Origin of the sequence: Citrobacter sp. Cpo221, assembly GCF_030332345.1 — a bacterium.
GTDB lineage: Bacteria > Pseudomonadota > Gammaproteobacteria > Enterobacterales > Enterobacteriaceae > Citrobacter > Citrobacter portucalensis.
The window spans coordinates 495,701-517,194 of record NZ_JAOWIA010000029.1 but is presented as its reverse complement, the minus strand read 5'-3'; the positions used below and the strand labels follow the sequence as shown (position 1 = coordinate 517,194).

Below are 21,494 nucleotides of genomic sequence, written 5' to 3'. Positions count from 1 at the left end.
AAAATAACGCTCCGGACTGGACAAGGCTACACATCAGTCATAATCTTAATCAATCGATTGATTAAGATCAGAGTCGTGCCATGAATACACCCACCATGACAACCAAAGGTGAACAGGCGAAGAACCAGCTCATTGCCGCCGCATTGGCGCAATTCGGCGAGTATGGTCTGCACGCCACGACGCGCGATATCGCTGCACAGGCCGGGCAAAACATTGCGGCTATCACCTACTATTTTGGCTCAAAAGAGGATTTATATCTCGCCTGCGCCCAGTGGATTGCGGACTTTATCGGTGCACAGTTTCGCCCGCACGCTGAAGAGGCCGAGCGTTTATTCGCCCAACCAGAGCCGGACCGTGGCGCGATGCGCGAACTGATCCTGCGCGCCTGCAAAAATATGATCATGCTGTTAACTCAGGACGACACCGTTAACCTGAGCAAATTTATCTCGCGTGAACAGCTTTCCCCCACCGCGGCTTATCAACTGGTGCACGACCAGGTTATCAATCCGCTGCATACACATCTGACGCGCCTGATTGCCGCCTATACGGGCGGCGATGCCAATGATACCCAAATGATTCTGCACACCCACGCCATTCTCGGCGAGGTGCTGGCTTTTCGTCTGGGGAAAGAAACCATTCTGTTGCGTACGGGCTGGTCACAATTTGATGAGGATAAAACCGCGCTGATTGACCAAACGATCACCTGTCACATCGATCTTATTCTGCAAGGTTTAACGCAAAGGAGTCTGGAGTCATGAAAAAACCTGTCGTTCTCGGGCTGGTTATCGCGGCCCTCGTTGCCGTGATTGCCGGTGGAACGTGGTGGTATCAAAGTCGGCAAGATAATGGTTTAACACTGTACGGCAATGTCGATATCCGTAGCGTCAACCTGAGTTTTCGCGTCGGCGGCAGGCTGGCCTCGCTGGCGGTTGACGAAGGCGATGCCATTACCGCCGGTCAGGTGCTGGGTGAACTGGACCGCGCACCGTATGAAAACGCATTGATGCAGGCAAAAGCCAACGTTGCCGCCGCACAGGCACAATACGATCTGATGCTGGCAGGGTATCGCGAAGAAGAGATCGCGCAAACCGCGGCAGCAGTCAAACAGGCGCAGGCCGCCTATGATTACGCGCAGAACTTTTACAATCGGCAGGTCGGATTGTGGAAAAGCCGCACCATTTCTGCCAACGATCTGGAAAACGCCCGTTCATCTCGCGATCAGGCGTTAGCTTCGCTGAAATCCGCACAGGATAAACTCACGCAATATCGCAGCGGTAATCGTGTGCAGGACATCGAGCAGGCGAAAGCCACGCTCGAACAAGCTCAGGCCGAGCTGGCACAGGCAGAGCTTAATTTGCATGACACCACGCTTACCTCGCCGTCTGACGGCACGCTTCTCACCCGTGCGGTTGAACCCGGCAGCATGCTGAACGAAGGTGGCACGGTACTGACGCTGTCGCTCACGCGTCCGGTTTGGGTTCGTGCTTACGTTGACGAACGAAATCTGAGCCAGGCGCAGCCAGGACGTGAGATCCTGCTCTATACCGATGGCCGACCGGACAAACCGTATCACGGCAAAATCGGCTTCGTTTCTCCTACCGCCGAATTTACCCCGAAAACGGTCGAGACTCCTGACCTGCGTACCGACCTGGTTTATCGCCTGCGAATTGTCGTCACCGACGCGGACGATTCGCTGCGCCAGGGAATGCCGGTAACGATTAAGTTTGGCGATGAGGCACGGCATGAATGACGCCGTCATTACGCTTAAAGGGCTGACGAAAAACTTTGCCGGAATGGAAAAGCCGGCCGTCGCCCCGCTCGACTGTACCGTTCATGCGGGCTACGTGACCGGACTTGTCGGGCCTGACGGCGCGGGCAAAACCACGCTGATGCGAATGCTGGCGGGATTATTAAAACCTGATGCCGGAAGTGCTGCGGTGATTGGTTTTGACCCCATCAAAGACGACAGCGCGCTGCATGCGGTGCTCGGCTATATGCCGCAGAAATTTGGTCTGTACGAAGATTTAACCGTCATGGAGAACCTCAATCTCTATGCCGACTTACGCAGCGTCACCGGTGAAGCGCGAGAAAAAACCTTTGCCCGACTACTGGAGTTTACCTCGTTAGGGCCGTTTACCGGGCGACTGGCGGGCAAGCTTTCTGGCGGCATGAAGCAGAAGCTCGGGCTTGCCTGTACGCTGGTTGGCGAACCTAAAGTGTTGCTGCTGGATGAGCCAGGCGTGGGTGTCGACCCTATTTCCCGTCGCGAACTGTGGCAAATGGTCCACGAACTGGCCGGGGACGGCATGCTGATCCTCTGGAGTACGTCGTATCTGGATGAAGCAGAGCAATGCCGTGATGTGCTGCTGATGAACGAAGGTGAACTGTTATACCAGGGCGATCCTACTCAGCTTACGCAAACCATGGCGGGTCGTAGCTTCCTGATGAGCAGTCCACAGGAAAACAACCGCCGACTGCTGCAACGCGCGTTAAAGCTGCCGCTGGTCAGCGACGGAATGATTCAGGGCAAATCCGTCCGTTTAATCCTGAAAAAAGAGGCTACTGCTCAGCAGATCCAAAACGCTGACGGCATGCCGGAGATAACCATCAACGAAACAGCCCCCCGCTTCGAAGATGCCTTTATCGATTTACTCGGCGGAGCCGGAACATCGGAGTCCCCGCTGGGCGCTATCCTGCATACCGTGGAAGGCACGCCTGGTGAAACGGTGATCGAAGCCAAAGCGTTGACCAAGAAATTTGGCGATTTTGCCGCTACCGACCACGTAGACTTTGCCGTGCAGCGCGGCGAGATTTTTGGTCTGTTAGGCCCTAATGGCGCTGGCAAATCCACCACCTTTAAAATGATGTGCGGCCTGCTGGTCCCCACTTCCGGCAAAGCGCTGGTGCTGGATATGGACCTGAAAGTCAGCTCCGGCAAAGCGCGTCAGCATCTGGGCTATATGGCGCAGAAATTCTCCCTGTACGGTAACCTGACGGTTGAACAGAATCTGCGCTTTTTCTCCGGCGTCTACGGCCTGCGCGGTCGGGCGCAGAAAGAGAAAATCGATCGTATGAGCGAGGCATTTGGCCTGAAGAGTATCGCTTCCCACGCCACCGACGAACTGCCGCTGGGATTTAAGCAGCGTCTGGCGCTGGCCTGCTCGCTGATGCATGAACCCGACATTCTGTTCCTTGATGAACCCACTTCCGGGGTCGATCCCCTCACCCGTCGTGAGTTCTGGTTGCATATCAACAGCATGGTGGAAAAAGGCGTCACGGTGATGGTGACCACCCACTTTATGGATGAGGCGGAATACTGCGATCGCATCGGGCTGGTGTATCGCGGCAAACTGATTGCCAGCGGTACACCGGACGACCTGAAGGCTCAGGCTGCCGACAGCGACACGCCGGACCCGACCATGGAACAGGCGTTCATCACGCTAATCAATGACTGGGATAAGGAGCATACGCATGAGTAACTCCGCTCTCTCCTGGCGTCGCGTCCGCGCGCTGTGCGTGAAAGAGACGCGCCAGATCGTCCGCGATCCCAGCAGTTGGCTGATTGCGGTGGTGATCCCGCTGCTGCTGCTGTTTATCTTCGGCTACGGGATCAACCTCGACTCCAGCAAGCTGCGGGTAGGGATTTTGCTCGAACAGCAGAGCGAAGAGGCGCTGGATTTTACCCATACCATGACCGGTTCGCCGTATATTGACGCCACCATCAGCGATAATCGCCAGGAACTGATTGAGAAAATGCAGGCCGGGCGCATTCGCGGGCTGGTGGTGATCCCGGTGGATTTTGCCCAGCAGATGGCACGACCCAATGACGTGGCACCGATCCAAGTGATCACCGACGGCAGCGAACCCAATACCGCCAACTTTGTGCAGGGTTATGTCGAAGGCATCTGGCAAATCTGGCAGCAACAGCGGGCAGAAGATCGTGGGGAATCGTTCAAACCATTGATCGACGTGCAGACCCGTTACTGGTTTAACCCGGCGGCCATCAGCCAGCACTTTATTATTCCCGGGGCGGTCACCATCATCATGACGGTCATTGGCGCCATCCTCACCTCATTAGTGGTGGCGCGCGAATGGGAGCGCGGCACCATGGAAGCGCTGCTGTCTACCGAAGTCACCCGCGTCGAGCTGCTGCTGTGCAAACTGATCCCGTATTACTTTCTGGGCATGCTGGCGATGCTGCTGTGTATGCTGGTGTCGGTGTTTATTCTTGGCGTGCCCTACCGTGGCTCGTTGCTGATCCTGTTTTTCATTACCAGCCTGTTTCTGCTCAGTACGCTGGGTATGGGGTTGCTTATTTCCACCATCACCCGCAACCAGTTTAACGCCGCGCAGGTCGCGCTGAACGCCGCCTTCCTGCCCTCGATTATGTTATCGGGTTTTATCTTCCAGATAGACAGCATGCCCGCGATTATCCGGGCGGTAACCTACATTATTCCGGCGCGTTATTTCGTCAGCACCCTGCAAAGCCTGTTCCTGGCGGGAAATATTCCGGTGGTGCTGATTATCAACGTGCTGTTTTTAATCGCTTCGGCGGTGATGTTTATTGGCCTGACGTGGCTTAAAACCAAACGTCGGCTGGATTAAATATGTGTATGGATAATTGTAGCCGTAGGCCGGATAAGGCGTTCACGTCGCCATCCGGCATTATGCCTGATGCGCTTTGCTTATCAGGCCTACAAACTGGACTGAGAGGACGGGCATGTTTCATCGCTTATGGACATTAATTCGCAAAGAGCTGCAATCGCTATTACGCGAACCGCAGACGCGAGCCATTCTGATTTTACCGGTGCTGATTCAGGTTATCCTGTTCCCGTTCGCGGCAACGCTGGAAGTCACCAACGCCACAATTGCTATCTATAACGAAGACAACGGTAAACATTCGGTTGAGCTTACCCAGCGCTTCGCTCGCGCCAGCGCTTTTACGCATGTTCTGCTGCTGAAAAGCCCGCAGGAGATCCAGCCCACCATCGACACGCAAAAAGCCCTGCTGTTGGTGCGTTTCCCGGCCAATTTTTCGCGTAATCTGGATACCTTCCAGCAGGCACCCATGCAGATTATCCTCGACGGGCGCAACTCAAACAGCGCGCAAATTGCCGCGAATTACCTGCAGCAAATCGTTAAGGAGTATCAGCAGGAGCTGATGGACGGCAAGCCGAAACCGAACAACAGCGAGCTGGTAGTGCGTAACTGGTATAACCCGAATCTGGATTACAAATGGTTTGTGGTTCCGTCGCTGATCGCCATGATCACCACCATCGGCGTAATGATCGTCACCTCGCTGTCGGTTGCCCGCGAGCGTGAGCAAGGCACACTGGATCAACTGCTGGTTTCCCCGCTGACCACCTGGCAGATTTTCATCGGTAAAGCGGTGCCCGCGCTCATTGTGGCTACTTTTCAGGCCACCATTGTGCTGGCGATCGGTATCTGGGCTTATCACATTCCGTTTGCCGGTTCACTGGGGCTGTTCTATTTCACGATGGTGATTTACGGGCTGTCGCTGGTCGGCTTTGGTCTGCTGATTTCGTCACTGTGCGCCACCCAGCAGCAGGCGTTTATCGGCGTGTTTGTGTTTATGATGCCGGCGATTTTACTCTCGGGCTACGTCTCACCGGTCGAAAACATGCCGGTCTGGTTGCAGAATCTGACGTGGATAAACCCGATCCGCCATTTTACGGACATCACGAAACAAATTTACCTGAAAGATGCGAGTTTGAAGATTGTCTGGGGAAGCTTGTGGCCGCTGTTGGTGATAGCGGCCACGACCGGATCAGCGGCGTATGCGATGTTTAGACGCAAGGTGATGTAGCTTTTTGTCTTTCGCCAGCAGCGAGACCACGGCGGGTCCGGCAAGGATTACCAGCCCCGCCAGTGCCAGCAAGACGTTGTTTTGCAGCACACGCGACAGCAGCCACAGCACGATCATTGCGGCACCGAAATACCACGTCGTGGTCAACTCTTCCAGCACATCAGCCACGTCGCGCCAGCGCTGTTCGTGGTGACGTTGCAATGCCAGCATCAATAAAACCGTAACGCCGTACACGACGCACAATCCCAGGCCAACATGCACCAGTCTGCCACTCATCCAGCCCATTACCAGCAACGCCACTACCAGTAAATGCAACACTATCTGCCAGCAACTTAGACCCGTTGCGACACGAACACGTTGTTGCCACCTCATGGCTATTCTCCTGAAGGATTTTCGACTAATTGTTCAGAGTACCGGACTTTACGGAAAATTCCGCAACACCGCATCTTTTTGTGACGACGACTACACTATTTTATTTAGGAAGTGACGCCATCGGGAGGCTCATGAGCGGATCGGGAGTTCAATTTTCATTCAATGTGCTCACCATTAATACTCACAAAGGGTTCACCGCCTTCAACCGGCGTTTTATTTTGCCTGAGCTACGGGAGGCCGTCAGAACGGTTGGTGCAGACATTGTATGTCTGCAGGAAGTCATGGGCGCACACGAAGCGCATTCGCTGCACATTGATAACTGGCCGGATACCAGCCATTACGAATTTCTGGCGGACACCATGTGGAGCGACTTCGCCTACGGGCGTAACGCCGTGTACCCGCAGGGACATCATGGTAATGCGGTGCTGTCGCGGTATCCCATTGAGCATTATGAAAATCGTGATGTGTCAGTCGGCGCGAGTGAAAAGCGCGGAGTCCTTTACTGCCGAATCGTACCGCCAATGCTCTCCCACCCCATCCATGTGATGTGTGTACATCTCGGCCTGCGTGAAGCTCACCGCCAGACCCAGCTCTCTATGCTGGCAGACTGGGTTAACGCCCTACCCAACGCGGAGCCCGTAGTGATTGCCGGAGATTTTAATGACTGGCGGCAAACGGCCAATCGTCCGTTGAAAGCCAAAGCTGGCCTTGACGAGATTTTTACCCGCGCCCACGGCCGCCCGGCGCGAACGTTTCCGGTGCAGTTTCCCCTGCTGCGCCTGGACAGGATCTATGTGAAAAACGCGAATGCCAGTACCCCAACGACGCTGGCGCCGCGTCACTGGCGACATTTGTCCGATCATGCCCCCCTGAGTGCGGAGATTCATTTATGAAATATGGCTGGCGTGAAGGCAATCAAATTCAACTGCTGGAAAATGGCGATCAATTCTACCCCGCCGTCTTTGACGCCATTGAGCAGGCAGAGCAAAAAATTATCCTTGAGACCTTTATCTGGTTTGAAGATGCGGTCGGAAAACGGCTGCATGCCGCGTTGCTCGAAGCCGCCCGGCGAGGTATCAAAGCAGAGGTGTTGCTGGATGGCTACGGCTCGCCGGATCTGAGCGACAGTTTTGTTGAAGAGCTGACCGTAGCCGGCATTGTTTTCCGCTACTACGATCCGCGCCCGCGCCTGTTCGGTATGCGCACCAATCTCTTTCGCCGTATGCATCGAAAAATAGTGGTCATTGATGACCGTGTTGCCTTTGTCGGCGGCATCAATTACTCCGCTGAACATATGTCTGATTACGGCCCGGAGGCCAAACAGGATTACGCCGTGCGCGTTGAAGGTCCAGTCGTAGCCGACATCCTAAGATTCGTGCTGGAAAACTTGCCCGGACAGAGCGCCGTACGACGCTGGTGGCGACGTCATCACCGGGCAATCGACAATCATCGCCCTGGCGAAGCGCAGGCGCTGTTTGTCTGGCGCGATAACGAGGAGCATCGCGATGATATTGAACGCCACTATCTGAAAATGCTGACCCAGGCCCGGCGGGAAGTGATTATCGCCAATGCCTATTTCTTTCCAGGATATCGCCTGCTGCATGCCCTGCGTAAAGCAGCACGACGCGGCGTTCGGGTAAAACTCATCGTGCAGGGTGAACCGGATATGCCGATTGTGAAAGTGGGTGCCCGCCTGCTGTACAACTATCTGGTTAAAGGTGGCGTTCATGTCTATGAATACCGCCGTAAACCTCTGCATGGCAAAGTGGCGCTGATGGACGATCACTGGGCGACGGTGGGCTCCAGCAATCTTGATCCGCTGAGCCTGTCGCTGAATCTGGAAGCAAATCTGATTATTCATGACCGCACGTTTAACCAGACCCTGCGCGACAACCTGAACCCTATTATTGCGCAGGACTGCAAGCGGGTTGATGAATCCATGCTGCCAAAACGCACCTGGTGGAACCTGACTAAAAGCGTGTTGGCCTTCCACTTTTTACGCCACTTCCCGGCGCTGGTCGGCTGGCTTCCGGCGCATACCCCGCATCTGGCCGAGATAGAGCCGCCCGCGCAGCCCGCTCTGGAAACTCAGGACCGTATACAAACTGAGGATGCAGGAGGGAAAACCTGATGGCAAAAAATCACCGACGCTGGCGGTTAGCGAAAAAGATCCTCACATGGTTATTTTTTATTGCGGTGATCGTGCTGCTGGTTGTTTATGCCAGCAAAGTCAACTGGCAGGAAGTGTGGACGGTAATTCGCGATTACAACCGGATCGCCCTGCTCAGCGCCGTGGGGTTGGTGATCGTCAGTTATTTACTTTACGGCTGTTATGATCTGCTCGGGCGCTACTACTGCGGTCACAAACTGGCAAAACGCCAGGTCATGCTGGTGTCGTTTATCTGTTACGCCTTCAACCTGACGTTGAGCACCTGGGTGGGCGGTATTGGGATGCGTTATCGGCTCTACTCGCGTCTCGGGTTGCCGGGGGGCACAATAACGCGGATTTTTTCGCTGAGCATTACCACCAACTGGCTGGGCTATATTCTGCTGGGCGGTTTTATATTTACCTTCGGCGTCGTCGAACTGCCCGCACACTGGTATATCGATGAAGGCACATTGCGCATTTTAGGCATAGCGCTGCTGCTGATTATTGTTGTTTATCTGTGGTTTTGCGCCTTCGCTAAACATCGTCACATCACCATCAAGGGCCAAAAGCTGGTGCTACCCTCGTGGAAATTTGCCCTCGCGCAAATGGCGATATCCGGGACTAACTGGATGGTTATGGGGGCGATTATTTGGTTATTGCTGGGTCAGAACATCAACTATTTCTTTGTGCTGGGCGTGCTGCTGGTGAGCAGTATTGCCGGGGTTATTGTGCATATTCCGGCGGGGATCGGCGTGCTGGAGGCAGTGTTTATGGCGTTGCTGGCGGGAGAGAACACGTCTCATGGGACAATCATTGCTGCCCTGCTCGCGTATCGCGTGTTGTACTATTTTATTCCGCTGCTGCTGGCGCTGATGTGTTATTTGCTGTTGGAGAGTCGGGCGAAAAAGCTACGGGCAAAGAACGAGAAGGCGATGGCGAAATAAGGGTGTATATAGTGCCGGATGCGGCGTACCGTCTGGTATCAAAAGTAGGCCGGATAAGGCGTTAAGCCGCATCCGGCAACAGACAATTAACGACGATTGCCGAAAATACGCAGCAGCATCAGGAACAGGTTGATGAAGTCCAGATACAGCGTTAAGGCCCCAAGAATCGCGTATTTACGCAGATTGGAGCTGTCGCGCAGGTCGATCTGCTCACCGATATTTTTCAGCTTCTGTGTGTCATAGGCGGTCAGACCGACAAACACAATCACCCCGATATAGGTCACCGCCCACATCAGCGCTTCGCTCTTCAGCCAGAAGTTAACCAGTGAGGCCAGCACAATACCGATCAGCGCCATGAACAGCATATTGCCGAAGCCGCTCAGATCGCGCTTGGTGGTGTAGCCATACAAGCTCATGATCCCGAACATCCCACCAGTGACCACGAAGGTGCTGGCGATAGACGAGTAGGTATAGACGATAAAAATGCTTGATAGCGTCAACCCGGTTAATGCCGAATAGAGCATAAACAGCGTGGTCGCCATACCCGCGCTCAGCCTTTGCACCATGCCGGACAGGACAAACACCAGCGCCAGTTGAGCGATGATCAGGCCAAAGAAGGTGATTTTGCTGGAGAAGACAAACATCATCACCGCGGGCGTATTTGCCGCATACCAGGCGATAAACGCCGTCAGCAACAGTCCGCAGGTCATCCAGCCGTACACCTGCGCCATATACGTTTGCAGACCGGAACGGGCCTGTACAATAGAATCGGATCGTGGGAATCGGTCCATGACAATCTCCTGAATCAGTATGAGCCTACAACAATTGTACTCTACCAGCGTTTTGCTGCTAGCTTATCGCTGTCGCGGGCATCAACCCAGCGCTCACCTTCCGGCGTAGCCTCGCGTTTCCAGAACGGCGCGCGGGTTTTCAGGTAATCCATAATGAACTGCCCGGCATCAAATGCGCTGCTGCGATGCGCACTGGTCACGCCAACAAACACGATTTCGTCACCCGGCCACAGTTCGCCAATGCGATGAATCACCGTCACCCGACCCAGCGGCCAGCGCGAACGCGCTTCGTCGACAATCTCCGCCAGCGCTTTTTCGGTCATTCCCGGATAGTGTTCCAGCGTTAACGCCTGCACGCTGTCACCGAGATTGTGATTGCGCACTTTACCGGTGAAAGTGACGACCGCGCCGTCTTCATCGCGCTCTGCCAGCCAGGGATACTCATCCCCGACGCTGAACGGCGCATGGCCAACAACAATTCGCGTTTGAGCCATTTTAGCCTCCGGTTACCGGCGGGAAGAAAGCGACTTCATCACCCGCGTTAAGAGGATGGTCAAAACTGACCAGCGTCTGATTCACCGCCGCCAGCAGCTTGCCGTCTTCCAGCGCCAGCGCCCAGCGATCGCTTTGCGCCGCCAGATGCTTGCGCAGCGCTTCTACCGTTGCAAACTCGGCGGCAACTTCTAACGCATCGGTGTTCACCAGTTCCCGTACCTGAGCAAAGAAAAGAACCTTAATCATGCGCATCCACCTTAAAATCACCCGATTTGCCGCCGCTTTTAGCCAGCAGACGCACCGGACCAATCACCATATCCTTTTGTACCGCTTTGCACATATCGTAGATGGTCAACGCCGCCACGGAGGCTGCCGTTAACGCCTCCATTTCAACGCCGGTTTTACCGGTCAGGCGACACAGCGTTTCAATGCGTACGCGATTGTGCTCCGGCTCGGCGTGCAAATTGACTTCGACCTTGCTCAGCATCAGTGGGTGACACAGCGGGATAAGATCCCAGGTGCGTTTGGCTGCCTGAATACCGGCAATACGCGCCGTGGCGAAAACGTCACCTTTATGGTGGCTGCCATCGATAATCATCGCCAGCGTTTCGCTATGCATGGTTACGAATGCTTCTGCACGCGCCTCGCGTACGGTTTCCGCTTTGGCGGAGACATCCACCATATGTGCTTCGCCAGCGGCGTTAATATGAGTCAGTTGCGACATACTTATTTCTTCAAATGTGGGTGGAAATTACACGGACGCGTACGGGCATCAAGCTGCGGCGCAATGATATTTTCCCAGGCGGTACGACACGCTTTCGTCGAACCCGGCATGGCAAAAATCAGCGTTTTATTGGCCACCCCGGCAATCGCCCGGGATTGCAGCGTCGCGGTGCCAATCTCTTCAAACGACAGCATACGGAAGACTTCGCCAAACCCTTCAACTTCTCTGTCGAACAGCGGTTGCAGCGCTTCCGGTGCCTGGTCCCCTTCGGTTAAGCCAGTGCCACCGGTAATGAGCACCACCTGTACATCGTCACTGGCAATCCAGGCAGAAACCTGGGCGCGGATGGCGTAGCGGTTCTCTTTGACAATCGCCTTATCGACAATCTGATGACCCGCTTCTTGCGCCGAGTCACGCAGATAATGGCCGGAGGTGTCATCTTCTTCGCCGCGACGGTTGGAAACAGTAAGAATAGCAATGCGTGTCGGGATAAATTCAGCGCTTACCTGACTCATGAAAAACTCCTTTTAGCGATCAGCCGCCAATGTAAGATAAGTTTTGCGTAATACCGGTATTGTTCTGATGCAGGAAATGGGTCTGCTTTTTCTCCAGCAGCGCGGCTGAAATACGTTCTTCCAGCGCCGGTTGCTGAGCATCGTCTTCCAGCAAATCACGCAGGCTTACGCCACCTTCACCAAATAAACACAGATGAAGCTTGCCGACAGAGGAAACGCGCAGACGATTACAGGTGGCGCAGAAGTCTTTCTCATAAGGCATGATCAGACCAATTTCGCCAACATAATCAGGATGACAGAATACCTGAGCCGGGCCGTCGCTACGCTGTCGGATCTGGTGGATCCAGCCGCGACGCAGCAGCTCATCGCGCAGTACCTGTCCGGAAATATGGTGTTTACGGAAGAGAGAGCTGCCCTCGCCCGTTTCCATCAGTTCAATAAAACGCAGTTGGATTGGTCGAGGTTGGATCCACGCCAGGAAGGTGTCCAGTTGATGATGGTTTACGTCGCGCATCAGCACGGTGTTGACTTTCACTTTTTCAAAACCGGCATCAAAGGCGGCATCAATGCCTGCCATCACCTGCTGAAACTTGTCCTGTCCGGTAATGGCGTGAAACTGACGGGCATCGAGGCTGTCGACGCTGACGTTGAGCGCGGTCAGTCCGGCATCGCGCCAGGCGGCGGCATCGCGCGCCAGACGATAACCATTGGTGGTTACCGCAATCTGGCGGATGGCGTCGTTTTCGCGCACGGCGGCGATGATGTCAGTGAAGTCGCGACGCAGTGAAGGTTCGCCCCCCGTCAGACGCACTTTTTCCGTTCCCAGACTGGCGAACGCACGCGTGACGCGGCGAATTTCATCAACGGTCAAAAAGCCGTTATTGGTGACCCCGCCGGGCTTATAGCCATCCGGCAGGCAGTAGGTGCAACGAAAGTTACACACATCGGTAATCGACAAACGTAAGTAGTAAAACTTACGTGCGAAAGCATCGGTAAGTTGAGAGCCCATGTACACCTTTCCAAATACGGGAGACGTAGTCATTTCTTCCTGCGCCCTGGTGACAAACTTTTTCAAGTCTTGTCACGGCCAAAGCACCGTATCATTTGACCCAGGTGCAGAGGCTAGAGTGTTTATACTCATCATACTTCGAGTTTCAGATGCGTTAGCTTCCGGCAACTCAGATTATGAAGAGTATTTTGTGGTTATGCCGATACTAGCGTGTAAATGGCGCTTTTGCCATGTACACTTTCGCTGTATAAATATGTATATAGCGACATGATCGTGCAATTTCGCTACAGAATAAGCAAAAACCACAGTTTTGCATTGATATACATCATCTTGCCATCAGGTGAGTGTCGTCAGAAAGGAGTAGATCGCAGAAAAAAATTACGGCAAATGCCGACTGGATAATTGCTGAAAACACGCTATTTACGTTACTGTAGCGCCGATCAATTGATATCAGGAAAATATATGCGCACTCGCACGCTGGCAGATCTGGACCGCGTTGTCGCTCTCGGCGGAGGGCATGGATTAGGACGCGTTCTCTCCTCTCTTTCCCCATTAGGTTCCCGCCTGACGGGTATCGTCACCACCACCGATAACGGCGGGTCGACAGGTCGTATTCGTCGCTCTGAAGGAGGGATAGCCTGGGGAGACATGCGTAACTGTCTGAACCAGTTAATTACCCAACCCAGCGTTGCATCCGCCATGTTTGAGTATCGTTTTGGCGGTAATGGTGAACTTTCCGGACATAACCTCGGAAATCTGATGTTAAAGGCGCTCGACCACCTCAGCGTGCGGCCTCTGGAAGCCATCAATTTAATTCGCAGCCTGCTGAAAGTTGACGCACACTTAATTCCGATGTCGGAGCTGCCGGTGGATCTGATGGCCATTGATGACCAGGGACATGAAGTTTATGGCGAAGTGAATATCGATCAGCTCACCGTCCCGCCTCAGGAACTGATGCTGTCGCCAAAAGTCCCGACTACGCGTGAGGCCGTTGAGGCTATCGCTGAAGCGGATTTGATTTTGATAGGCCCTGGCAGTTTTTACACCAGCCTGATGCCGATTCTGTTACTCGATGAAATGTCACAGGCATTACGTCGCACACCGGCTCCGATGGTCTATATAGGCAATCTTGGGCGCGAATTAAGCCTGCCAGCAGCCAGCCTGACGCTTAGCGATAAGCTGGCCATTATTGAACAGTACGTCGGGAAGAAAGTGATTGATGCGGTGGTTGTGGGGCCGAAAGTAGATGCTTCCGCCATTACCGACCGCGTTGTGATCCAGGAAGTGCTGGAAGCCAGCGATATTCCCTACCGCCATGACCGCCAGCTATTGCATAGTGCGCTGGAGAAAGCAGTGCAGGCGCTGGGCTGAACGGATTTGCCTGATGCGCTGCGCTTATCAGGCCTACAAAACGATTTGCTCCGGCATCAAACAATGCCTGATGCGCTGCGCTTATCAGGCCTACAAAGGCGATCTACTCCGTAGGTCGGATAAGGGGTTTACCCCGCATCCGACACCGCCTTACGATGCCGCAATAAACAACTCGCGCAGCTGATGCAACTGGTCACGGATTGTCGCGGCCTCTTCAAACTCGAGATTCTGTGCGTGCTGCATCATCTGCCCTTCCAGCTCGTGAATCTTCTGCTGCAGCGCTTTTGGCGTCATATCCAGTTCGACAACCTCAGACTTCGCGCCTGCGCGTGACTTCCCTTTGCCTTTCGCTTTGGTCTTCGCAATATTCTGACCCAGCGCCAGAATATCGACCACTTTCTTGTTCAGCCCCTGCGGCGTAATACCGTGCTCTTCGTTGTAGAGCTGCTGTTTCTCACGACGACGTTCGGTTTCACCAATCGCTTTGGCCATTGAGGCGGTAATTTTATCACCGTAAAGAATCGCCTTACCGTTGATATTACGCGCCGCACGACCGATGGTCTGGATAAGCGAACGTTCAGAACGCAGGAACCCTTCTTTGTCTGCGTCCAGAATCGCCACCAGGGAGACCTCAGGCATGTCCAGGCCTTCACGTAACAGGTTGATACCCACCAGCACGTCAAACTCGCCCAGACGCAGGTCACGAATGATTTCCATACGTTCCACGGTATCGATGTCAGAGTGCAGATAACGCACCCGCTCGCCGTGTTCTTCGAGGTATTCTGTGAGGTCTTCCGCCATCCGTTTGGTGAGCGTGGTGACCAGCACACGTTCGTTAATCGCCGCACGGGTGCGGATTTCAGACAGCAGGTCGTCAACCTGCGTCGCCACCGGACGCACCTCAATAACCGGATCCAGCAGCCCGGTCGGTCGTACCACCTGATCGACCACATCATCACCGGATTTCTCCAGCTCATAGTTGCCCGGCGTCGCCGAAACATAGATAGTTTGCGGGGCCAGCGCTTCAAACTCTTCAAATTTAAGCGGACGGTTATCCAGCGCCGACGGCAGACGGAATCCGTATTCGACAAGGGTTTCTTTACGCGCCCGGTCACCGCGATACATGCCGCCAATTTGCGGGATAGTCACGTGGGATTCATCCACAACCAGCAGGCCATCGGCAGGCAGGTAATCAAACAGCGTCGGCGGCGGCTCGCCCGGACCACGCCCGGACAGATAGCGGGAATAGTTTTCAATCCCCGAGCAGTAACCCAGCTCGTTCATCATTTCCAGATCGAACTGGGTACGCTGACTTAAGCGCTGTTCTTCCAGAAGTTTGTTATTTGCCAACAGGACTTTTCGCCGCTCTGCAAGCTCAACCTTAATTTCTTCCATCGCCTGTACAATACGTTCGCGCGGCGTCACGTAGTGCGTTTTAGGGTAGATGGTAAAGCGCGAAATAGTGGATTCGACCTGCCCGGTAAGCGGGTCAAACAGCGACAAACGTTCGACCTCTTCATCAAACAGTTCCACGCGCAACGCAATGTCGTCAGATTCTGCCGGGAATATGTCGATCACTTCACCGCGCACGCGGAAGGTCCCGCGCTGGAATGCCTGATCGTTGCGGGTATATTGCAGCTCCGCCAGACGACGCAGGATCGCGCGCTGGTCGATAATCATCCCCACCGTCAGGTGCAGCATCATTTTCAGGTACAGATCCGGGTCACCCAGACCATAAATCGCGGAAACCGACGCCACGACAACGACATCCCGTCGCTCAAGCAACGCTTTGGTCGCTGACAGTCGCATCTGCTCAATGTGTTCGTTAACCGAGGCATCCTTCTCGATGAAGGTGTCAGAACTTGGCACGTAGGCTTCCGGCTGATAATAGTCGTAGTAGGAGACGAAATATTCCACCGCGTTATCCGGGAAAAACTCTTTCATCTCACCGTACAACTGTGCGGCAAGCGTCTTATTGGGGGCCAGCACCATGGTAGGTCGCTGTAAGTCCGCAATCACGTTCGCGATGGTGAATGTTTTCCCCGACCCCGTCACCCCCAGCAGCGTCTGATGCGCCAGTCCATCCTCCAGACCTTCTTCCAGACGACGAATCGCCTCAGGCTGATCGCCAGAGGGTTTAAAAGCGGAATTTAGTTTGAACGGTTTACTCATGAGCAGCTACCTGAAGCAATGGGCGGGCAGGTGTGTAATTTTACTCGCAGCCGTATATTTTGCCAGTAAAATATACTGGATGGAAAAACAGTAACGCGCCAGAATATTTCTGTTACCCCAGCAAAATGGCCGTGACTACAGGCTAAAATTTGTCCGCAGGCAAGATAAAACACCAGCAAAAATGTGTTATCCCCAAACCAATGACTTTTTTAACATTTGTCAAGCTACCCGATGAAAGTTTTGTGGCAACACATGACACTTCTGCGACAGCCATTGCATTTATCTAACATCCTGTAATTTAATGATTATTATCTCAAGCCGTCTTTCGCATCAATTTAGTCGCAGGCCGCGTCTTCTCTCGCTTACATTGTGTTTTCTAACTCTAATACACAAGGTTATCCACAGGAATAGTGGATAACTGCCTCCAGCCCGTATGGACTGTAGCCTGGCAAAAACGTCCTGATGCTCTTTTTTGGTGGGATAAAAAAAAATTATCGCTATTTTTTGATATTTATCAGCTAACGAAGCGGTCTGGGATGGCCGAGATCTTGCTCGCATTTTCATCATTTTCCTGCCTGCACCATCACAACGCCACCAGGCACTGACAATGTGCACACTGCGCCGCTCATCCACAACAAGCCGGATACCGCAACCCGCTACCCTGCTGTATTTTCCCCTCATTCCGCTTCTGGCAAGAGATTTGCAGTTTTCTCCCGACCATCAGCCCGCGAGGCGGATATCATCATGAGGGAGAAATCTATGTTGAGTCTTCGTGCAGTGAATCACTATTACGGTAATCAACACTCGCTTTGGGATGTCGATCTCGACCTGTTGCCCGGTAAATGTACCGCCGTGCTGGGTCTTCCAGGGATGGGAAAAACCACGCTGGCCAATTGCATCACAGGCAATTTACCGATTGAGAGCGGAACCATGTTCTGGCATCAGGCTGGCGCACCACCTTGCGATCTGCTTCAGATTCCGGCGGCAAAGCGCATTGCGCTGGGTATTAACTGTGTATCACAGGAACGGCGAATTTTTTCGCAGCTGACGGTAGAGGAAAATCTGCACATTGCACGCCAGGCGGTTGAGGAAAGTGAAGCAATGAGCAGCAACGATATTTACCGCCTGTTTCCACAGCTGTTTGTACTGCGTCAGGCCAAAGGGGTGGCATTGTCGGAGGAAAACCAGCACCAGCTTGCACTCGCCAGTGCGTTGGTCACCTGCCCGCGCCTGCTGATCCTCGATGAGCCAACACGAGGAACAGGCCAGGCGTATATCCACAAACTGGGGAATCTGATTGTGAGGCTAAGTCAGGAGCTTGGCATTGCCATTATGCTCGCAGAGCAGAGCCTGCCGTTTATTCGTCGGGTCGCTGACTGCTATTGCTTGTTACATCGTGGACGCAACGTGGCTCAAGGGCAAATAACACAATTCAGCGACCCGCTAATCAACGACTGGTGGACGCCAGAGACAAAACGCTAAGATCGATATAACGGCCTGTCAAAGCTCGCTCCGGCTCTTCTGCCAGCCAGGGAATTTCCCCCAGCAGCGGAGCCGCAAGCGCACGCTTTAGTGTCGCCATATATTCAGCATGACGCTTACCGGGTGGCTGCACATCATTGGCAACCCATCCGGCGAGCGTCAGCCCGGCCTGCTGCACCGCCTGGGCGGTCAAAATGGCATGATTGATACAGCCGAGCTTAACGCCAACCACCAGAATCACCGGCAGTTGTTCCGCTTTTACCCAGTCAGAAAAACTCAGCGTTGGCGAAAGTGGCGTAAACCATCCGCCTGCACCTTCCACCAATACCCAGTCAGCCTGTTCTTCAAGCAAGCGTAAACCCGCAGACATCACTGAGGCCTGAATGGGGCGCCCTTCGTCAGCACTGATGATATGCGGTGAGGTAGGTTCGGCGAAGGTATACGGATTGATGGCCGCATAATCCACTGCCACAACGCTGTTGCGCTGTAGAGCCAGCGCATCGCTGTTTCGCAGACCTTCAGCCGTCATTTCACTACCTGACGCCACCGGCTTATAGCCGACGGTTTGCAACCCCAGCTGTCCCGCCGCCTGAAGCAACGCACAGCTGGCGATAGTTTTACCTACTTCGGTGTCCGTCCCGGTGACAAAATAGGTGTTAGTCACGTTGAATCACTCCCAAAAAAAGATGATAGGTCAGCGGATATTTCCCCTGCTGACAGGGCCAGGCGAGTTGTAGCTGACGCAGTTGCGAACGGGTCAGCACACGCTGTTCGCGTCCGTCGTGCAAATGCGTCGCGCCAATACCCTTCAGCGAGCGCATGGCGCTCAGCGCATCGTCAAACCACAGCGTGACGGCATGAGACTGGTATTCAACGTCCCAGCCGCACAGCGCGTTTTCCAGTTGCTCCACCGGCAAAAAACGGTTGGCGTGCTCCCGATCATCAACTGCTCGCCACGCCTGACGAAGTTCAGGCATCGACCCTTGCGCCAGGGTACTAAACGCCACCGTCCCGCCAGGACGCACCACCCGGTATAGCTCGCGTAACGCGCCGCGCAGGTCGTTGCACCACTGCACGGCCAGATTGCTCCAGGCCAGGTCGAAAGTGGCAGCGGCCTGCGGAATGGCTTCGATATCCGCCAGCAGATAGTGATGGGCAACATCGTGACGCTGCGCTTCGGTCAGCATTTGTGCCGACAGATCCAGCGCACAGACCTCGCTCCCCTGCTCCCGCCAGTAACGACTCATACGCCCAGGCCCACAGCCCGCGTCCAAAACCCGTGAGAACGCCCGGCCATCGAGTTGTGCCAGTAACGCATCGGCGCTCTGACGCTGAAGCTCCGCATGTTGCTCATAGTGCGTGGCCGCGCGACCAAACGCAGCGGCAATCGCCTGCTTATTGACCTGCACCATGCAGCACCTCCAGTAGGCTGTCGATATCCTGGACTTCATGCGCCTGGGTCAGCGTAATCCGCAGCCTGGCCGTCCCAACCGGCACCGTCGGTGGACGAATCGCCGTCACCCAGCACCCCTGTTGCCGTAACGTCTGTGCCAGTTGCAAGGCTTTATGATTGTCGCCAACGATCAGCGGTTGAATAGCGCTGTCTGAATGCGCCAGCGTCAAATCCGTAGTATTCACCCCTGCGCGAAAACGCTGGATAAGCTTCGCCAGCTTTTCTCTGCGCTCATCGCCTTCGCGGCTGCGGATCACCGCCAGCGCGGCGCGCAAAGCCTGAGCCTGGGCTGGCGGCATGCTGGTGCTGTAGATCAGATGACGGGCAAACTGCAGCAGATAATCGGCCACGCTATCAGAACACAGGATCGCCGCACCGCTGACGCCGAACCCTTTGCCAAATGTCACCACCAACAGCTCAGGTTTCACCTGCTGTCGAGAGCACGAACCACGTCCTTCCTCACCGCTTACGCCAATCCCATGCGCATCATCCACCAGCAGCCACGCGCCCTGCCGTTTCGCCACCACGTGGATTTCTGCCAGCGGCGCGCTGTCGCCATCCATGCTGAACACGCCTTCGGTGACCACCAGCTGCTGCCCCGGACAGGGGGCTGTCAGCAGACGATCCAGATGTTGCGAGTCGTTATGGGTAAAGCGACGTAACACGGCAGGGCTAAGACTGGCAGCCTCCAGCAGCGAGGCATGGCTGAGCCTGTCGGCAACAATCTTGTCATCTTTTCCCATCAGTGCGGCAATGACCGCCTGATTGGCGGCAAAACCAGAGATGAACAACAGCGCCCGGGAATAGCCGAGCCACTGCGCCAGCTCTTCTTCCAGCGCCTGATGAGCAACGGAATAACCGCTGACATGGCCCGAGCCGCCGCTGCCGACGCCAAAACGCTCAGCGCCCTGCTGCCACGCGCAGATAATTTGTGGATGGTGGCTTAAGCCGAGATAGTCGTTGCTGGAGAAATTCAGATACTGACGACCGTCGGCCTGCAGCCAGCGACCCGCGCCCTGCGTCACTGCATAGCGCTGACGCAGGGCATCAGCACGACGACGCGCTGTTAGCGCATCGTCTATTTTTTGCTGCCAGGTCATACAGTTGCCGCGTTGTAGTAATCGTCGGTATCCGGGGTACGCAGCGCCTGCTCCAGCCGTTGCTGCTGTTCGTTATCGCCCGCCAGTACCGCCGTTTGCTGCGGGTTAAGACCCAGCTTGCGAAATAACAGCAAATCTTTATCTTCGTTCGGGTTCGGGGTGGTCAGCAGTTTGCAGCCGTAGAAAATCGAGTTGGCCCCGGCCATAAAGCACATCGCCTGGGTTTGTTCGTTCATCTGCTCGCGCCCGGCAGAAAGACGCACGTATGAGGTCGGCATCATGATACGCGCCACGGCGATAGTACGAATAAAATCAAAGGCATCTACGTCGTCGTTATCGGCAAGCGGCGTGCCCTTCACTTTCACCAGCATGTTGATCGGCACGCTTTCCGGCGGCGTCGGCAGATTCGCTAATTGCAGCAGCAGACCCGCGCGGTCGGTCACCGTTTCGCCCAGCCCAACAATCCCGCCGGAGCAAACTTTAATGCCCGCCTCGCGCACTTTATCCAGCGTGTCCAGGCGCTCCTGGTACGAGCGGGTGGTGATGATATTGCCGTAAAATTCCGGCGAGGTGTCGAGGTTGTGGTTGTAGTAGTCCAGACCCGCATTGGCCAGGCGCTGGGCCTGAGATTCGTCCAGCGTGCCCAGCGTCATACAGGCTTCCAGCCCCAGTTCTTTCACGCCCTGCACCATCTGCTCGAGGTAAGGCATATCGCGCTCATGCGGGTTTTTCCACGCCGCGCCCATGCAAAACCGCGTTGAGCCGGCCTGCTTCGCCTTACGTGCCGAGTCCAGTACCTGTTCAACCTCCATCAACCGTTCTGTTTCCAGACCGGTTTTATAGCGGGAGCTCTGCGGGCAGTATTTGCAATCTTCCGGGCAAGCACCGGTCTTAATCGACAGCAGCGTACTAACCTGTACCTGCTGCGGATCGAAATGCTGACGATGAACCTGCTGCGCTTCAAACAGCAGATCCAACAGCGGTTTTTCAAATAATTCGGTGACTTGCGACATTGTCCAGCGAGAAGAATGAGCCATATTGGTATACGTTTCGTTGTTAGTTTGGTGTAGACTCGTAAACCTAAATCTTT

22 protein-coding genes and 1 riboswitch are annotated in these 21,494 nt (G+C 54.6%); of the genes, 10 read left to right on the top strand and 12 right to left on the bottom strand.

Features of this window, described 5'->3' with window-relative positions; all coding sequences use genetic code 11:
• Nucleotides 1–80 precede the first annotated feature (80 nt).
• The 5 genes from cecR to OGY72_RS03615 all read left to right on the top strand — a co-directional run bounded on the left by cecR (nt 81) and on the right by OGY72_RS03615 (nt 5,827).
• On the top strand, nt 81–758 hold the full coding sequence (gene cecR, locus OGY72_RS03635) for a transcriptional regulator CecR (protein WP_003831550.1): 678 nt from the start codon (nt 81–83) through the stop codon (nt 756–758).
• Nucleotides 755–1,750, top strand: coding sequence for a secretion protein HlyD (gene hlyD, locus OGY72_RS03630; RefSeq protein ID WP_003831548.1), 996 nt, complete (start codon nt 755–757; stop codon nt 1,748–1,750). The genes cecR and hlyD overlap by 4 nt, the downstream gene beginning before the upstream one ends.
• On the top strand, nt 1,743–3,479 hold the full coding sequence (locus OGY72_RS03625) for an ATP-binding cassette domain-containing protein (protein ID WP_003831546.1): 1,737 nt from the start codon (nt 1,743–1,745) through the stop codon (nt 3,477–3,479). The genes hlyD and OGY72_RS03625 overlap by 8 nt, the downstream gene beginning before the upstream one ends.
• The gene (locus OGY72_RS03620) at nt 3,472–4,605 is read left to right on the top strand and encodes an ABC transporter permease (protein WP_003831545.1); all 1,134 of its coding nucleotides are present in this window, start codon (nt 3,472–3,474) and stop codon (nt 4,603–4,605) included. The genes OGY72_RS03625 and OGY72_RS03620 overlap by 8 nt, the downstream gene beginning before the upstream one ends.
• Nucleotides 4,606–4,720: 115 nt before the next feature.
• A complete protein-coding gene (locus OGY72_RS03615; protein ID WP_003831543.1) occupies nt 4,721–5,827 on the top strand; it encodes an ABC transporter permease in 1,107 nt (368 codons plus the stop codon).
• On the opposite strand, the gene OGY72_RS03610 is transcribed toward OGY72_RS03615, so the two are convergent.
• Nucleotides 5,789–6,199, bottom strand: a complete 411-nt coding sequence (locus tag OGY72_RS03610) for a YbhQ family protein (RefSeq protein WP_003831542.1) — start codon at nt 6,197–6,199, stop codon at nt 5,789–5,791. The genes OGY72_RS03615 and OGY72_RS03610 overlap by 39 nt on opposite strands.
• A 131-nt stretch (nt 6,200–6,330) precedes the next feature.
• Here OGY72_RS03610 and OGY72_RS03605 point away from each other — a divergent pair, with 131 nt between their 5' ends.
• The 3 genes from OGY72_RS03605 to OGY72_RS03595 are packed head-to-tail and all read left to right on the top strand — an operon-like array spanning nt 6,331 to nt 9,292.
• On the top strand, nt 6,331–7,092 hold the full coding sequence (locus tag OGY72_RS03605) for an endonuclease/exonuclease/phosphatase family protein (RefSeq protein ID WP_286546850.1): 762 nt from the start codon (nt 6,331–6,333) through the stop codon (nt 7,090–7,092).
• Nucleotides 7,089–8,330: a cardiolipin synthase ClsB gene (clsB, locus tag OGY72_RS03600; protein ID WP_003831540.1), complete on the top strand. Its 1,242-nt coding sequence runs from the start codon at nt 7,089–7,091 to the stop codon at nt 8,328–8,330. Before OGY72_RS03605 ends, clsB begins: the two co-directional genes overlap by 4 nt.
• Nucleotides 8,330–9,292 carry a lysylphosphatidylglycerol synthase domain-containing protein gene (locus tag OGY72_RS03595; protein ID WP_286546847.1) on the top strand — a complete coding sequence of 321 codons (963 nt, stop codon included), beginning with the start codon at nt 8,330–8,332 and terminating at the stop codon, nt 9,290–9,292. The genes clsB and OGY72_RS03595 overlap by 1 nt, the downstream gene beginning before the upstream one ends.
• A gap of 86 nt (nt 9,293–9,378) precedes the next feature.
• On the opposite strand, the gene OGY72_RS03590 is transcribed toward OGY72_RS03595, so the two are convergent.
• From OGY72_RS03590 to moaA, 6 genes are all read right to left on the bottom strand, one after another.
• Entirely contained in the window at nt 9,379–10,083 is a 705-nt protein-coding gene (locus OGY72_RS03590; protein ID WP_003831536.1) for a Bax inhibitor-1/YccA family protein, read from the bottom strand.
• Between the two features lie 41 nt (nt 10,084–10,124).
• Nucleotides 10,125–10,577, bottom strand: a complete 453-nt coding sequence (gene moaE, locus OGY72_RS03585; protein ID WP_003831533.1) for a molybdopterin synthase catalytic subunit MoaE — start codon at nt 10,575–10,577, stop codon at nt 10,125–10,127.
• A 1-nt stretch (nt 10,578) separates the two neighbouring features.
• Entirely contained in the window at nt 10,579–10,824 is a 246-nt protein-coding gene (gene moaD / locus OGY72_RS03580) for a molybdopterin synthase sulfur carrier subunit (RefSeq protein ID WP_003831530.1), read from the bottom strand.
• Nucleotides 10,817–11,302: a cyclic pyranopterin monophosphate synthase MoaC gene (moaC, locus tag OGY72_RS03575; protein ID WP_003831529.1), complete on the bottom strand. Its 486-nt coding sequence runs from the start codon at nt 11,300–11,302 to the stop codon at nt 10,817–10,819. The genes moaD and moaC overlap by 8 nt, the downstream gene beginning before the upstream one ends.
• A 2-nt stretch (nt 11,303–11,304) precedes the next feature.
• Complete coding sequence (gene moaB, locus OGY72_RS03570) at nt 11,305–11,817, bottom strand: molybdenum cofactor biosynthesis protein B (RefSeq protein WP_003035187.1); 513 nt, start codon at nt 11,815–11,817, stop codon at nt 11,305–11,307.
• A 19-nt stretch (nt 11,818–11,836) separates the two neighbouring features.
• Complete coding sequence (gene moaA / locus OGY72_RS03565; RefSeq protein ID WP_032934386.1) at nt 11,837–12,826, bottom strand: GTP 3',8-cyclase MoaA; 990 nt, start codon at nt 12,824–12,826, stop codon at nt 11,837–11,839.
• Nucleotides 12,814–12,959, bottom strand: a riboswitch (molybdenum cofactor riboswitch). (Overlaps the previous gene by 13 nt.)
• Nucleotides 12,960–13,288: 329 nt before the next feature.
• On the opposite strand from moaA, the gene yvcK reads away from it, so the two are divergent.
• Nucleotides 13,289–14,197 (top strand): uridine diphosphate-N-acetylglucosamine-binding protein YvcK, encoded by a 909-nt coding sequence (gene yvcK / locus OGY72_RS03560; protein WP_286546842.1) that lies wholly within the window; start codon nt 13,289–13,291, stop codon nt 14,195–14,197.
• A 150-nt stretch (nt 14,198–14,347) separates the two neighbouring features.
• Here yvcK and uvrB read toward each other — a convergent pair whose 3' ends face one another.
• The gene (gene uvrB / locus OGY72_RS03555) at nt 14,348–16,369 is read right to left on the bottom strand and encodes an excinuclease ABC subunit UvrB (protein ID WP_008784186.1); all 2,022 of its coding nucleotides are present in this window, start codon (nt 16,367–16,369) and stop codon (nt 14,348–14,350) included.
• Nucleotides 16,370–17,128: 759 nt separating this feature from the next.
• Here uvrB and OGY72_RS03550 point away from each other — a divergent pair.
• Nucleotides 17,129–17,851 carry an ABC transporter ATP-binding protein gene (locus tag OGY72_RS03550; RefSeq protein WP_286546839.1) on the top strand — a complete coding sequence of 241 codons (723 nt, stop codon included), beginning with the start codon at nt 17,129–17,131 and terminating at the stop codon, nt 17,849–17,851.
• On the opposite strand, the gene bioD is transcribed toward OGY72_RS03550, so the two are convergent.
• From bioD to bioB, 4 genes are read right to left on the bottom strand one after another with little or no spacing between them, the layout of a single operon-like run.
• Complete coding sequence (gene bioD / locus OGY72_RS03545; RefSeq protein WP_286546837.1) at nt 17,817–18,515, bottom strand: dethiobiotin synthase; 699 nt, start codon at nt 18,513–18,515, stop codon at nt 17,817–17,819. The two genes, OGY72_RS03550 and bioD, sit on opposite strands and share 35 nt — an antisense overlap.
• On the bottom strand, nt 18,508–19,263 hold the full coding sequence (gene bioC, locus OGY72_RS03540; RefSeq protein ID WP_149281378.1) for a malonyl-ACP O-methyltransferase BioC: 756 nt from the start codon (nt 19,261–19,263) through the stop codon (nt 18,508–18,510). Before bioC ends, bioD begins: the two co-directional genes overlap by 8 nt.
• Nucleotides 19,247–20,404, bottom strand: coding sequence for an 8-amino-7-oxononanoate synthase (gene bioF / locus OGY72_RS03535; RefSeq protein WP_286546834.1), 1,158 nt, complete (start codon nt 20,402–20,404; stop codon nt 19,247–19,249). The genes bioC and bioF overlap by 17 nt, the downstream gene beginning before the upstream one ends.
• Nucleotides 20,401–21,441: a biotin synthase BioB gene (gene bioB, locus OGY72_RS03530; RefSeq protein ID WP_008784180.1), complete on the bottom strand. Its 1,041-nt coding sequence runs from the start codon at nt 21,439–21,441 to the stop codon at nt 20,401–20,403. Before bioB ends, bioF begins: the two co-directional genes overlap by 4 nt.
• Nucleotides 21,442–21,494: the final 53 nt, after the last annotated feature.